Source organism: Marivirga sericea, from assembly GCF_900177665.1.
Lineage (GTDB): Bacteria > Bacteroidota > Bacteroidia > Cytophagales > Cyclobacteriaceae > Marivirga > Marivirga sericea.
In genome coordinates, this window is the sequence record NZ_FXAW01000007.1 from 186356 (window position 1) to 200979 (window position 14624).

A 14624-nucleotide genomic window follows, 5' to 3' on the forward strand; every position below is an offset into this window, starting at 1 on the left:
TAACTTATTCCTTTAAGCTAGCGATTGCTCGTAAGCTTCGATTTCATTCTTTTTATTCAACAGAAAATCTATATCATCAAAGCCATTTTGCAGGCAATATTTCTTATAGGAGTTGATTTCAAAGCTTTCGGTTAAAGATGAACCCACCAAGCTGATTTCTTGCTCATTTAAATCAATTTGCAATTTGGCTTCCGGCCTATTCTTTAAAATTTGAAAAACTTGTGCTAAGAAATCATCTGTTACTTGCACAGGCAAAAGACCATTATTTAACGCATTATTTTTAAAAATATCTGCAAAGAAACTGGATACGACTGCTTTAAAGCCATAATCCACTAGTGCCCAAGCTGCATGTTCCCTGCTGGATCCACAGCCAAAGTTCCTTCCTGCCACTAAAACATCTCCTTTATTACCAGCCTGATTCAATACAAATTCAGGATTGGGAGAACCATCTTCAAAATACCGCCAGTCGCGGAAGAGGTTCTCACCGAACCCTTCGCGGCTGACGGATTTCAGGAAACGAGCGGGAATAATCTGGTCGGTATCTACATCCTCATAAGGAAGCAGTACAGCCTGACTATTTAATGTGTTAAACTTTTCCATACTATGTTATGCTTCTACTTTCATGTGTTTAATGTTTGTTTTTAACTGCCACATGGAATTCCCATAAATCTATTCATCCCTAGGTTGGTAAATTAGGGATTCTAAATTTATGTTCATTTCATTAATTCCCTCACATCCGAAATTTTACCTGAAAGTGCAGACGCTGCCGCAGTCAAAGGACTCGCCAATAAAGTTCTGGCACCTTGTCCTTGTCTTCCTTCAAAATTCCTATTAGATGTACTTACACAATATTTTCCTTTCGGCACTTTATCCTCATTCATGCCCAAGCAGGCCGAACAGCCCGGTTGTCTTAATTCGAACCCTGCTGCTTCCAATATTTTATCTAAGCCCTCAGCTCTGGCTTGTTTTTCTACTTGTCTTGAGCCCGGTACAATCATCGCTTGCACATGATCTGCCTTCTTCTTGCCTTTTACCAAATCAGCTACTAAACGCAAATCTTCAATTCTACTGTTCGTGCAACTTCCGATGAAAACGTAATCTACATGATGACCTAGTAATTGCTTTCCGCCTTCCAAATCCATGTATTTCAGTGATTTTTCAAGACCGGAAGTGGTTTTTCCATTTGGAGCAGGAATATCTTTAGTAATACCGATTCCCATTCCAGGATTAGTACCATAAGTAATCATTGGCTCAATTTCTTCCGCATTGAAATAATATTCCAAATCAAACTGAGCATCATCATCTGATTTCAAAGATTTCCATTCGGCTACTTTTCTATCCCATTTTTCGCCCTTAGGTACAAAAGGCCTTGATTTCAAATATTCAAAAGTGGTTTCATCCGGAGCAATTAATCCTCCTCTAGCTCCCATTTCAATGCTCATATTGCAAATTGTCATGCGGGCTTCCATTGATAGTTTTTCAATGGTAGAACCACAAAATTCAATAAAATGTCCTGTTCCGCCTGCTGCCGTTAGCTTTGAAATGATATGTAAAACGATATCTTTAGAAACTACTCCAGGATTTAATTCACCATCCACTTGAATTTTTAATGTTTTAGGCTTTTTCTGCAATACGCATTGTGTCGCCAGTACTTGTTCTACTTCACTTGTTCCAATTCCGAATGCAATGTTTCCGAAAGCACCGTGAGTAGAAGTGTGGCTATCACCACATACTATTGTCATGCCTGGTTGCGTAATTCCTAATTCAGGGCCTATCACATGTACTATTCCTTGATAAGGATGACCTAAGCCGTATAATTCCACCCCAAAATCATTACAATTCTTAATTAATGTTTCTACCTGGTGACGAGATAGGGCATCTTTGATAGGTAAATGCTGATTTTCGGTGGGTACATTGTGATCTGCAGTCGCAACGGTTTGTTCAGGTCTGAAAACAGGAATTCCCCTCGCTTTCAAGCCTGAAAAAGCCTGAGGACTGGTCACTTCATGGATGAAATGTTTATCTATGTAGAGAACCTGCGGACCATCCTCAACTGAATGAACCACATGTTTATCCCAAATTTTATCAAATAATGTTTTTGCTGACATTTTTTTAGCTGAAATTTATTTGAATACTACTTCATGGTTTTTCACCAAATACTTTAAATCTTTATCTTCCACCACATTAATGCGGTCTGCTAATTCACAAAAATGTTGATACGTTTCTTCCAGTTCTTCTTTTCCTAGATGGACTCCTAACTCAATCAATCTGAAATTCAAGGCTGCCCTACCACTTCTAGCTGTCAGAATAATACTTGATTTATTGACGCCTACTTCATAAGGATCTATGATTTCGTAATTATCTCTGTTCTTGATAACTCCATCTTGGTGAATTCCAGAGGAATGAGAAAATGCATTAGAACCAACAACTGCCTTGTTAGCTTGAACCGGCATGCACATGGTTTGTGAAACCATCTGACTTATCGGGAAAAGTAGTTGTGTGTTAATTCCAGTTTCCAAAGCTAACTCAGGATGCTTCTTTATCACCATAACGACTTCCTCTAGAGAAGTATTTCCTGCTCTTTCGCCAATTCCGTTGATGGTACACTCAATTTGCCCAGCTCCATTTTTGATGGCTGCTATGCTGTTGGCCGTTGCCAATCCCAAATCATTATGACAATGAGCAGAGATGGTAGCATTTTCAATTCCTTTGACATGATCTATCAAATATTTGATTTTGGCACCGTACTCTTCTGGCAAACAAAAGCCAGTTGTATCGGGAATATTAACCACTTTTGCACCAGCTGCAATGGCAACTTCTATCACTTGCGCTAAAAACTCGTTGGAAGTTCTTCCTGCGTCTTCAGCATAGAATTCAACTTCATCTACAAAAGAGCGGGCATGTGTAACACATTCATGAGCCTTCTCTAAAACTTGCTCTCTTGTGAAATTCAGTTTTGTGAAAACATGTTGATCCGATGTTCCTAATCCTGTATGAATTCGAGGTCTTGCAGCACCTTCAAGTGCACGGGCCGCCACTTCAATATCATTTTTTACTGCTCGAGATAAGGCACAAATAGATGAATTTTTGATTTCCTTTGATAAGAGACGCACAGACTCAAAATCACCCGGTGACGATATAGGAAAGCCCGATTCTATTACATCAACTCCTAAGGCTTCAAGCTCCTTGGCAATCTTCAGCTTTTCATTCTTGCTTAAGCCACAACCGGGAACTTGCTCTCCGTCTCTTAAAGTGGTGTCAAAAATCGCTATCCTACGTGCCATATATCAATTTTTTTATGGTTTAAATCTTTCGAAAAACTAATGTAAGAGGATCGAAGAGCGTATGTAATGCCAAATATTTTTGTAATTACGATTTCTATTTTTCACATTTACATATAATAACACGTAAATAAGGCTATTAAACAATTATTAATTACGATGTCTAAGCAATCATCTGACCACTTATCAGATTTAATAAAATCGCTCACAAAAAGTGAAAAGCGCTATTTCCGCTTGCTATCTCAACAACAAAATGAGAGCCAAGCTAAATACATGCAGCTTTTTGATTTTTTTGAACAAAAGGAAAATTATTCAGCTGATTTGGAGGGAATCACTTTTATAAAAGCTAGTCAGATCTCCAATATGAAGGCGCATTTAATGCAAAAGATATTGCAGGCATTACGGCAATTTGAAAGTGCAAAAAATAGTGAGATTCACATTCGTGAGATGATCGATTATGTTCAGCTGCTCTATAACAGAGGGCTTTTCCGACAAGCCTTTGATATCTTAAAAAAGGCTTATAAAAAAGTGGCTAAAACCGGAAATCTGGAATTAAAGTTGGAGCTGTTGAAATGGGAAAAGAATCTTCTAAATCAAAGTGTTGGTAGTCAATACAGTCAAAATGTACAACGTGTAATTTCAGAAGTAGAAGATGCCAATAGTAAGATTAATTTGATCAATCAGTTTACTAATCTAGCGGTAAAACTGAATTCAATCTATGTTAAAACAGGGTACATTAGGAATGATGTGCATTTAAAAGAGGTTCAGAATTTATTTTATGATGGTTTACCGCATCATGAGGAAGAAGAATTGTCTATTCATGAAAAACTAAGTCTATACAGACTATATGTGAATTACTATTATTTCTTAGAAGAGATGGATTTTGGGTATAAATATGCCCTAAAATGGCTGCAGCTGTATGACCAACATCCTGATTTAAAAAACAGCCAACTAAATGACTATTTGAGTGCAATCAATCAGGTAATGATAGCAGAATATAAACTATTCTTCTACAAGAACTTTCTAAAATCACGGGAACGCCTGCATGCTTTGAATGAGCAGATGCAAAAATCCGTCAATGAAAATATTCGCAACAGACTCGTTAAATATGTTTATGTGCATGAATTTAATAGGATATTCATGCTGGGGAAATTCAATTTGGGTGTAAAGTTACTGCAAAAGCTAAGTCCGGATTTGGAAAGTTTTATTCAGCGCTCCGATGAGCATTCCCGAATAATATTGTTCTACAAGATTGCCTGCCTTTATTTTGGAGACAGTCAGTACCATAAAGCCTTGGAATGGCTAAATCGAGTGCAACAAGATGAAAAAACTGATTTAAGAGAAGATATCCACTCTTTTGCTAAAATCTTAAGTTTGATTGCACACTATGAGCTCGGGAATATGGAAGTAATAGATTATTATATCCGCTCGACTTATCGTTTTCTTTTAAAGAAAGGTGAACTGCATCTATTCCAGAAATACATCATGCGCTTTCTAAGAAAACTAGCTGGGGAATTTAGAGAAGAAGAGTTGATCCCTGAATTTAGAAAGCTTTTGAATAATCTTGAGCCTTTGCAAGATATCAGATACGAGAAAAGGTCTTTTATTTATTTTGATATTATTGCGTGGCTGGAAAGTAAAATTATGGGGATTAGTGTACAAAACAGGATACAAGAAAGGGCTAGGGAGAAGATGAGGTGAAATTATTTTCATAATTATTTTTAGTACTTCTAACATTTTCTTCTCAAACTATTTCTCGAATCCTTTTTTCTACTTTATACAAAAAGACAGCAGACAATGATGCTACTTTCTCAGATGGACTATAACCAGCTAAAGCTGGATACTTAACCACAAAAGAAATGGAAGAAAACAAAAGACAGCCAAAGGCTGTTTAATCCTGCCCACCACCTTATATATAGCAAGGATATTTTGTTATTTCTATTTATGAGTCAATTGGAAAAATGAAATGTCATTACAGCTAAAAATAATCTTCATTATTTTCTTTGTGTTCTTTGTGACTTTGTGGTTAAAGTCAATCAGCCTTCGGCTGTAGAACATTTTGGTATGGCTAAAGTATTTACTTTAATCAAACTCATAAAAGTGCTTTTCAAAAGTTTTTCCGCTGTGTTCACCATCTCTCAACACTTTATAAACCATCCAGATCACAGCTATAGGAGATATACTAAAAATAGCCGCTATTAAAGGATATGGAAAATTAAAAGCTACAGCTACTATGTAAAAAAATAGTAGAAAGGTTACGAGGCTTAAAGGAAATATCAGCTTGTCCATACTATTTAAACCGATATTGAAATGTAATTGTTTAGCTTCTAGCCTCTTCCATTTTAAAAAGCATTAATCTGCCAATTGTGCTTGCCCGTGTTTTGGCTTCTTTGGCGGTAGCACCTTCAAAAAGTTCATCTACAGTTTCAAACCACAATTCCAGCCATCGGTCAAAATGCTCTTTTTGCAATGGCTCTTTTTCATTTAAAGCAAAATGCTTATCCATTGGATTGCGCTTATATTCGGTAGTTCCCAATAAAACTGACGACCAAAAGTCATACATTATAGGCATATGGGCAGGTACATCCAGTTTAGCGACTTCAGTAAAAATATAGCCGATAGTCTCGTCTTTCAGTACTTTTTCATAAAAGCTATCGACTAATAATTGAATGTCTTCTTTTTGGGTAAGGTCTTTTTTGGGCATAGAATTCCTTTTTATGATTAGACGGATAAAATTGTCTTATCGTTTTTTTGATATTTTAACCTTTGATTAAAATCAACAGATTCCTGCCTGCGCAGGAATGACGCACCGATGAGAGCAAGTAGGTTACTACTGCATAACTCTAATTTTAATTTAAGTCTAAAGTTAAATAAAACTCAAATACTCTGACTAAACTGAGGCTTATCAGAATTCTGCTTCAATTTTGGATCAAAGAGACTACAAATATTTCTAACAAAAAGCATTCCTTCTTCTGTTACTTTTAGGGCGTAATCTCCCATTTCCAATAAACAATCTTTTTGCATTTCTTCCAGCTCATCTTGGGCTTCTTCCCGTAATTGCATGGCTAAAGAACTCTTATTAAACTCAACAGATCCTTTGCAGATAATTTGATTTATTAAATTGGCTGCTATCTGCTCCTCTTCTGTTAAATAATGCCCAACAATTAAAGGTAATTCATTATTCAGGACTGCCGTCTGATATTTTTCCACTCCTTTTTCATTTTGAACAAATGCTGAACCTGTTGCACTTATAGCAGAACATCCCAAACCAATCATCATCTGGTTTTGGTCCGTGGTGTAGCCCATGAAATTACGATTCAAATAGCCTTTTTCCTTGGCAATGGTTAATTCATCTTTTGCTAATGCGAAGTGATCCATACCAATATTATGATAGCCCATTTCATTTAGCATTTGCTTGGCTCGAAGATACATCGCCAATTTTTCTTCTGGCTTGGGTAAATCATCATCTTCATAACCCCTTTGCGCTTTACTCTTCCATGGAACATGGGCATAGCTATAGAGTGCAATTCTTTCTGGCTTAAACTCGCGCAATTTTTCGATATTTTCTTCAATGTTCACTAAGGTCTGAAAAGGCAATCCATAAATTAAATCATAATTTATGGATGTGTATCCCAATTCTCTTGCCCATGCAGTGGTCTTACGCACATTTTCAATAGGTTGAATTCGGTGGATGGCTTTTTGCACTTCTAGGTTAAAATCCTGAACGCCATAGGAAACTCGATCGAAGCCTACTTGAGCCAATGTTTCCAGCTGCTCATAAGTGGTATTATTAGGATGACCTTCAAAGCTAAATGCTTTTTGCGGATGAACTACGGCTGTCTTTAAAATGGAAGATAAAAGCTTAGAAAGATTTTCAGATGAGAAGAAAGTTGGGGTACCTCCTCCAAGGTGGATATTTCTAATTACAGGTTTTTCACCTAATGCTTTAACGTAAATATGCCATTCTGCCAATATAGCGTCTATGTAACGATCTTCGACCTTGTGGTTTTTTGTTATTCTTTTATTGCATCCGCAATAGGTACATAAGCTTTCGCAAAATGGCAGGTGTATGTAGAGACTAATACTCTTTTCTAGCTGAGAAAAGTAAACACGCTTAACTTCTTTCAACCATTGGATTTGATTTGGATTTGTAAGCTCCCAATGCGGTACTGTAGGATAGCTAGTATAACGAGGAATTGCTTTATTATATTTGATGCTTAGTTCTTTCATTTACTTTCAATTTACTGAGAAGTCAAAATTAAGATGGCCAGCATCAAAAAACACTGACTTTAATCAGCTTCTGACTTGAAAAATGTCAGTTTAAGGAATGAGAATGAGATTTTACCTATCCTGTAGATAAAACTACTTCGAGATTGCGGATTCTTAGTCTCTTCTTTATATTTTTGCAGAAAAGAAATCAGATCATAATGGGAAGAGCATTTGAATACCGTAGAGCAGCAAAAGAAAAAAGATGGGGTAAAATGTCCCGTTTATTTCCAAGATTAGGCAAAACCATTACCATGGCAGCTAAAGAGGGTGGCCCTGACCCTGAAATGAATGCGTCTTTGCGCACGGCCATCCAAAATGCCAAAGCTCAGAACATGCCAAAAGACAATATTGAGGCAGCCATAAAAAGGGCTTCAGGTTCTGAAGCGGAAGATTATATTGAGGTAACCTTTGAAGGAAAAGGCCCGCATGGAGTACTAATATTTATCGAATGCGCAACAGATAACAATAATCGAAGTGTAGCAAACATCAAATCTTATTTTAATAAAGATAAAATCGGGGCAAACTTGGTCCCTAATGGCTCTTTAGAGTTTATGTTTTCAAGAACTGCTGTCTTTGAATTTGAGAAAACAGAGGATATGGATATTGAAGAGTTGGAATTAGAACTGATCGATGCCGGCATGGAAGAAATCGAAGAGAACGAAGGTAATCTTTACGTTTATGGAGATTACAAAGAATTCGGAAACCTTTCCAAGAAATTGGAAGAACTGAAAATAGATGTCAAAAATGCCTCTCTTAAGAGATTTGCAAACGATTCAGTAGAGTTTACAGAAGAACAGCTAGCAGATATTGAGAAACTGATTGACAAGATTGAGGAGGATGATGATGTGCAAGCAGTATATACTAATATTGCATAAGAACCTCTTAATTTGAAAGTATAAGAGCCATTAAATTTAATGGCTCTTTTTGTTTTTAGTAGAAATACAAGTACTTTAAATTACAAACCACTAAGACTTTTGAAATACATAGATGACTGGTAATAAAAAGCACTCCTATCCCTTACTGATGTATTTTAGGCATATTTTTATTTGTTTACTTCTTTTTCCCTTTGATTCATTCTCGCAACTTGACAATCAGCAATACGCGCAAAAGCTTTATGCAAAGACTTTAGATCATATCGATGAGGGGCTTTTGTACCTATCAGCCGCTCAACAAAAAGAAAATGACTCGATTTTTAAATTAAAAGGGGAATGGGAGTCTCAAATGAGCATGAATTTTTGGTTCCCTTTGTTAGGAAAGGAAAGTAGCGAATATGATTCCAATTGTTTTTCCGTTTCTACAATTCATAATATTTTAGCTAACATATACCTTCAGTATCCAGAATATCAAAGCATTCCACCAATGCTAGATTTAGCATTTCCACGAATCATGAATTATGAGACTAATGGGACTTTTAATTTCTGGAATCTACTTCCCCCAACCAAAACGCTAAAATGGTTTGAAAAAGATACGGATGAATTAATAAGAAGGCCCAACAACTTTCCTTTAGATATTAGATTTGTTCAAAAAGCAGCTAATGTCGTCAATGATGCAGATGATACTGCTGCAGGCTTAATAGCGATCTACCTACGAAACAAAGTGAAGGGTCATCCAATTCCAGACAGTCTACACAACATCCATAAGATTTTTGACGAATACACTGATTCGGCTCGTGACAATAGACATTGGTACAACTTTTGGCAAAAACAAGGCCCTAAAACTGAAGCCTATCTCACGTGGTTGGCAGATGAACACCAATTCTCTAAAAAATGGAATCCCGTACAAGAATTCTTTCATCTTGGAACATTCTATCTACCTACTAGCAAAATGTTCCCTCATGCGTATACTCCTTACATACCCTACGGAAGCAATGATCTTGACCCTGTTGTGAATGCCAATATTTTAAGGACTTTAAGTATCTACGGGAACATGTATAGTACTGCAACACAGAGTGCCATTGAATTTATTAATAAAGAAATAACAAATGAAAACTATGACTATGCAGCTACCTATTACTCCAACAGATATCACATTCCTTACTACATTTCAAAAGCCTACAATACAGGGATTAAAGATTTAAAAGAAAGTTGTGAACTGATCGAAGATTACATTCTAAAGAATTATGAAAAGAACAACTCCTGGACATCAAGAGGTGTGATCAACAGAGGCGACAGTTTACAATCGTCCATTCTTGCCGTTAACACCTTACTAAACATCTCAGGTCTTGAGTCTGAGAAATCCCAGAAAGCAATATTAGGTGGACTAGAATACATCTTTTCGAAAAGCATTGAAGGCGATAATGGAAAATATTGGGAAGGTGGCGTTTTTTTCTCAGGAGGAACATTAGTAAGGCATGTTTTGCACTGGAAGTCGGATGCAGTAACCACAGCATTTGTACTAGAAGGGCTGGTGGAATTGAGAAAACAACTTGAATTCCGCTATCCTCAATTAAGTAAATCATACTGAAATTCTACATTTTGAACAAAGAAAAAGAGCAGTAGAATCGGATTCTAAACTGCTCTTTCCCAATACTGTTGTTTTTTCATTTCAACTACTTGTTCCTAGTTCTAGAAGAAGTTGAAGAGACTCCACTTCTAGAATTTCTTGCGTTACTAGAACTTCTCTTTTCAACGGCAGAATTTCCTCTATTATTGTCAGCCCTTACTTCAACAGTCCGTCTTGAAGACTTACTTACAGATGAGTTTCCTCTCTCAGCACTGTTTCTGGAAGTTGCACTTCTCTGACTATTGAAAGACCTATCATTTTTAGAACTCCTATTGTTTATTTGTCTAGTAACATTATTGTTTCGATTATGACTGACATGGCTGCTTCTAACATTTCTATTTGAAACGCTACTTTTCGCTGCATAGGTATTATAATTTCGACCACTTCTGTAAGCAATATGATTATGCCCTCTGTGGTGACCGTGTCCATGACCTCTGTGATTACACACAACTCTGTGGTTTCTGTAAAAATTACCATGATAACCACAGTGACCACTACAAATATGCTGTGCTAAGGGATAATTGCGGTAATAATTGATATCCAAAATCAGAGCTTGTCTACCGAAAAATACTTCAACAAACTGTCCTCTATCTTCTAGCAAAACATTGTAAAAAATGTTTCTTCCTCTCCGCTCACGATTGATATGCACAATCTGATGGTAAGGATAATAATAGTCGATTTCATAAAGCACTGCATTCGGAACTGCCCAGTTATGTGCTGTACCAAAAGAAGCCACAATTTGAAAATTTTGAGATTTTGCAGAATTAGTAAAAAATAATAACCCTAATCCTAAAACGAACGGAAGTAAAATGTGCTTCTTCATAACATTAGTTGTTTGGTGTTATGAAGGATTAACCAAGTATTGTGCCAAAAACGAAAAAATGAGTTTATGTACTTGATTTACAGAGATATAAAAGAATACTAATTTCCCTATTTTTTTGATAAAGGATCAAAGATGAGGATTATTCATAAGCTGTCCTACTTATGATACTTCTTCCCAAAGTAATTTCATCAGCATATTCTAATTCTCCTCCGATTGGAATTCCTCTGGCAATGGTGCTCGTTTTAATACCAAGTTGCTTAACTTTCTTACTAATGTAGAAAGCAGTTGTATCACCTTCCATGGTCGGAGAAAGACCAAAAATAATCTCATTAACTTCTGAGTCTGGGGAAGATACTCTTTCCATTAAGCTGTCTAGCGTTAAATCTTCAGGACCAATTCCTTCAATCGGAGAGATAATTCCACCCAACACATGATACAACCCATTGTACTGAGATGTATTTTCGATTGCCAAAACATCGCGAGTATCCTCTACCAAACAGATTATAGAATTATCCCGTTTATGACTGGTACAGATATTACAAATGTCCTCATCCGAGATATTATGGCATTTTTTGCAATATTTTATATTTTGACGCATTTCCGTCAAGGCTTGCGCTATATCTGTTGTGAAATCTTCTTCTTGTTTCAGTAAATGTAAAACTAACCTTAAAGCAGTCTTTTTGCCAATTCCTGGCAGTTTGGAGAATTCAGTTACTGCAGACTCAATTAACTTTGAGGAGAATTCCATACTATTCTATCTCAGCATTAATTCCGGCATCCACTATCGCTTGCCTGTAAGGAATCAAATCAACAAAAGCACCCTTTTTCACTGCACATTTCCCCTTATAGTGGACCAATAATGTACATTGCTCTGCTTGCTCAGGTGTGTGCTTACAAACTTTCACCAAAGTACTAATCACATGATCAAAGGTGTTTACATCATCATTATAGACGATCAAATCATTGATATCTTCATCTGACGTAGTCTCTAAGACCTCCTCTCTTTTGTCTTCTTCTAATTGATAAGAAATATTAAAGTAGTTCATCACATCGAAATAACTTTTAAGACGGCTTAATGTTACAATTTAGCATTATTCATATGCAAATTTACGAAAATTTAACCAACTTCGAATTTATTTAAAAATCAGTTAGTAAAAATCAACCTTCTTTACACTGAGTTTCTATAAGGATGATTTTTAATTTCGAGTTCAGTTACTATAAACGTCTAATATGAGTCCGATTCTGGTCATTTCAGTCATCACTATATACTTTCTGGTTTTAATGGGTATTTCTTGGCTAACTTCTCGCAAGAATGATAATCTCACCTTCTTTACCGCCAATAGGCAATCACCATGGTATTTAGTGGCTTTTGGCATGATCGGTGCCTCACTTTCTGGTGTTACGTTTATTAGCGTCCCCGGTGAAGTAGGTAATACCGCATTCGCTTATTTTCAGGTAGTGCTAGGTTATTTGGTAGGCTATTTCGTGATTGCTACTGTTTTACTTCCTTTATATTATCGACTGAACCTGATCAGCATCTACACCTATCTTGAACAAAGATTTGGGAAATACTCCTATAAAAGCGGAGCATTCTTTTTTTTACTCTCAAGAATTGTAGGTTCTTCCTTTAGGCTTTTTCTAGTGGCAGGTGTTTTACAATTAGCGATTTTTGATGCTTATGGATGGCCTTTTTCAGTTACAGTAGCCATCACAATTGCTCTAATTTGGCTTTACACTTTTAGAGGCGGAATTAAAACCATTGTTTGGACAGATACATTGCAGACTCTTTTTATGATTTCAGCGGTTGCCATTAGTATTTATTTAATGAAGGATGCTTTGGATATGTCTTGGCTACAGCTAAGCGAGAAAGTTTCTGCTTCGGGCTATTCTGAAATCTTTGTTTGGGATTGGCAAAGTGGCCAAAACTTCTTCAAGCAGTTTATTAGTGGAGCTTTTATTGCCATCGTCATGACTGGCTTAGACCAAGATATGATGCAAAAAAACCTGACATGCCGTTCCTTAAAGGATGCTCAGAAGAATATGTTTTGGTTTTGCATAGTGCTCGTAATAGTGAATTTCATGTTTTTAAGCATGGGAGCTTTACTTTACATTTACGCAGGGGAGATGAATATTGCTATTCCTGCCAGAACGGATGATCTATACCCTCTACTTGCCCTAGAACATTTTCCTTTGGTGGCAGGAGTTGTATTTCTTTTGGGAATTATAGCGGCTGCTTATTCAAGTGCTGATTCAGCCCTTACTGCTTTAACCACTTCATTTTGTGTGGATTTTCTCGGCTTAGGACAAAATGATAAACCAATTTCCAAAAAAATTCGAATAAGAGTTCACTTAGCATTCTCAGTTATACTATTCCTTGTGATCATTGCTTTTAAGGCTATAAATGACCAGAGCGTGATCACTGCTGTTTTCAAAGCTGCAGGGTATACCTATGGTCCTATTTTAGGATTATTTACTTTTGGACTAATCACTAAATATCAACTCAAAGATAAATGGGTGCCTTTAGTTGCTTTGCTTTCTCCCGTTATTTCTTACATTATCAATGCGAATTCCGAAGCATGGTTTGGTGGCTATAAATTTGGTTTTGAGATACTGGTAGTCAACGGTTTGCTCACTTTCTTTGGGCTATTTTTAATTAGAAAGGCTGAGTTGGAATTGACCTAATTTAGATTACTATGCAAAGAATTAGAATTGATTGGCTTATAACTGACAACAGAAAAGAGATTTCAACTTTTGAATGAAGCCCAACTAAATTCTGACTCAGGTTTATTCCAGATGTTGTGAGGGCAAAATGTGTTTTAAGAAATCAGTAAAGAGCTGCTCAATAAGTGTATTCTAGAAGCCTCACCTATGAAATTGAAAAGACTTTTTTATTCACAAGATTTAAACGTAGAGTTAACCGTTTATTAATCGTTCATTAATCGTTTAATTATACGATTAAGAACATAAACCCTAATCTATTTCAATTAAAGCGCCTTTTTTTGTTTATAATTAATATATTAGTAGATTAAAAGATATAAAAGAAATAAACGCAATTGCGTTTATTCAATTGTTAGCCTTTATTAAAAAATGACCGAAACAAGAGTGACATATTTGAAGAACGAATTGACTGAAAAAGGATTTTGCCATATCCCAAACAGGAACAAAACGGACTTGAAAGAAATAATCTCTCAACTTGGAAATGTCATTAACGAAACAGATGTAATCGCCAATTCAGAGAGTAAAAGTCTTGTTACTTCAGACAAATATCTTGACTTCCATACCGACAATCATTTAGCGAAATACATTTTATGGCATTGTAGAAAACAAGCCGAAAAAGGTGGACAATCAATGCTATGTGATGCTGAAAAAGTCTATGCCCAATTGACCGAAGATGAAAAATTGGCTCTTTCAAAAATTCACGTTTACGAACACAAAATGTATCCCGAAAATCGAAATTCAAACCCAATAGTAAGAGAAGTTGAAGGACAACGTAGATTTTATTATTCATTTTGGTTAGCACGAGAAAAATACCGTGAACTGCCAGTATTTAAAAAATGGCGAGACTTAATACAAAATGCAACACACGTAAAATTACGACTTAAAGAAAACGATATTTTGGTCATTGACAATCACCGAATTTTTCACGGCAGAACAGAAATCATTGGCGAGCGGAACTTAAAACGTTTTTGGATTAATCCTGATTTTCTGCCAACCAAAACTTTGTATTCTCAAACTTAAAATTCAATAAA

General features: G+C 36.2%; 14 protein-coding genes. 5 read left to right on the forward strand and 9 right to left on the reverse strand.

The genetic code is table 11. The features are described 5' to 3' along the window. Positions 1 to 12: 12 nt before the first annotated feature. From leuD to B9Y84_RS16200, 3 genes are all read right to left on the reverse strand, one after another. Complete coding sequence (gene leuD / locus B9Y84_RS16190; protein WP_085518435.1) at positions 13 to 600, reverse strand: 3-isopropylmalate dehydratase small subunit; 588 nt, start codon at positions 598 to 600, stop codon at positions 13 to 15. Positions 601 to 713: 113 nt separating this feature from the next. Beyond that, positions 714 to 2108: a 3-isopropylmalate dehydratase large subunit gene (gene leuC / locus B9Y84_RS16195; RefSeq protein ID WP_085518436.1), complete on the reverse strand. Its 1395-nt coding sequence runs from the start codon at positions 2106 to 2108 to the stop codon at positions 714 to 716. Between the two features lie 15 nt (positions 2109 to 2123). After that, positions 2124 to 3284 carry a 2-isopropylmalate synthase gene (locus B9Y84_RS16200; RefSeq protein ID WP_085518437.1) on the reverse strand — a complete coding sequence of 387 codons (1161 nt, stop codon included), beginning with the start codon at positions 3282 to 3284 and terminating at the stop codon, positions 2124 to 2126. A gap of 156 nt (positions 3285 to 3440) precedes the next feature. On the opposite strand from B9Y84_RS16200, the gene B9Y84_RS16205 reads away from it, so the two are divergent. Beyond that, a complete protein-coding gene (locus B9Y84_RS16205) occupies positions 3441 to 4982 on the forward strand; it encodes a hypothetical protein (protein WP_085518438.1) in 1542 nt (513 codons plus the stop codon). A gap of 381 nt (positions 4983 to 5363) precedes the next feature. Here B9Y84_RS16205 and B9Y84_RS16210 read toward each other — a convergent pair whose 3' ends face one another. The 3 genes from B9Y84_RS16210 to hemN all read right to left on the reverse strand — a co-directional run bounded on the left by B9Y84_RS16210 (position 5364) and on the right by hemN (position 7511). Then, positions 5364 to 5570 (reverse strand): hypothetical protein, encoded by a 207-nt coding sequence (locus B9Y84_RS16210; RefSeq protein ID WP_085518439.1) that lies wholly within the window; start codon positions 5568 to 5570, stop codon positions 5364 to 5366. A 31-nt stretch (positions 5571 to 5601) separates the two neighbouring features. Further along, complete coding sequence (locus B9Y84_RS16215; protein ID WP_085518440.1) at positions 5602 to 5985, reverse strand: group III truncated hemoglobin; 384 nt, start codon at positions 5983 to 5985, stop codon at positions 5602 to 5604. A gap of 173 nt (positions 5986 to 6158) precedes the next feature. Continuing rightward, positions 6159 to 7511 (reverse strand): oxygen-independent coproporphyrinogen III oxidase, encoded by a 1353-nt coding sequence (hemN, locus tag B9Y84_RS16220; protein ID WP_085518441.1) that lies wholly within the window; start codon positions 7509 to 7511, stop codon positions 6159 to 6161. Positions 7512 to 7708: 197 nt separating this feature from the next. On the opposite strand from hemN, the gene B9Y84_RS16225 reads away from it, so the two are divergent. Both B9Y84_RS16225 and B9Y84_RS16230 read left to right on the forward strand, forming a co-directional pair. Beyond that, positions 7709 to 8425 carry a YebC/PmpR family DNA-binding transcriptional regulator gene (locus tag B9Y84_RS16225; RefSeq protein WP_085518442.1) on the forward strand — a complete coding sequence of 239 codons (717 nt, stop codon included), beginning with the start codon at positions 7709 to 7711 and terminating at the stop codon, positions 8423 to 8425. Positions 8426 to 8537: 112 nt separating this feature from the next. Next, the gene (locus B9Y84_RS16230) at positions 8538 to 10013 is read left to right on the forward strand and encodes a hypothetical protein (protein ID WP_085518443.1); all 1476 of its coding nucleotides are present in this window, start codon (positions 8538 to 8540) and stop codon (positions 10011 to 10013) included. An 85-nt stretch (positions 10014 to 10098) separates the two neighbouring features. Here the strand turns inward: B9Y84_RS16230 and B9Y84_RS16235 are convergent, their stop codons facing one another. From B9Y84_RS16235 to B9Y84_RS16245, 3 genes are all read right to left on the reverse strand, one after another. Then, positions 10099 to 10875, reverse strand: a complete 777-nt coding sequence (locus B9Y84_RS16235) for a hypothetical protein (protein WP_085518444.1) — start codon at positions 10873 to 10875, stop codon at positions 10099 to 10101. Positions 10876 to 11014: 139 nt separating this feature from the next. Further along, a complete protein-coding gene (recR, locus tag B9Y84_RS16240; RefSeq protein ID WP_085518445.1) occupies positions 11015 to 11623 on the reverse strand; it encodes a recombination mediator RecR in 609 nt (202 codons plus the stop codon). A 1-nt stretch (position 11624) separates the two neighbouring features. Continuing rightward, the gene (locus tag B9Y84_RS16245; RefSeq protein WP_085518446.1) at positions 11625 to 11921 is read right to left on the reverse strand and encodes an ATP-dependent Clp protease adaptor ClpS; all 297 of its coding nucleotides are present in this window, start codon (positions 11919 to 11921) and stop codon (positions 11625 to 11627) included. A gap of 184 nt (positions 11922 to 12105) precedes the next feature. Between B9Y84_RS16245 and B9Y84_RS16250 the strand changes: the two genes are divergently transcribed. Together B9Y84_RS16250 and B9Y84_RS16255 are read left to right on the forward strand one after the other, a co-directional pair. Beyond that, positions 12106 to 13557, forward strand: coding sequence for a sodium:solute symporter (locus B9Y84_RS16250; protein ID WP_085518447.1), 1452 nt, complete (start codon positions 12106 to 12108; stop codon positions 13555 to 13557). A 405-nt stretch (positions 13558 to 13962) separates the two neighbouring features. Continuing rightward, a complete protein-coding gene (locus tag B9Y84_RS16255) occupies positions 13963 to 14613 on the forward strand; it encodes a TauD/TfdA family dioxygenase (RefSeq protein WP_085518448.1) in 651 nt (216 codons plus the stop codon). The last annotated feature ends 11 nt before the right edge of the window (positions 14614 to 14624 follow it).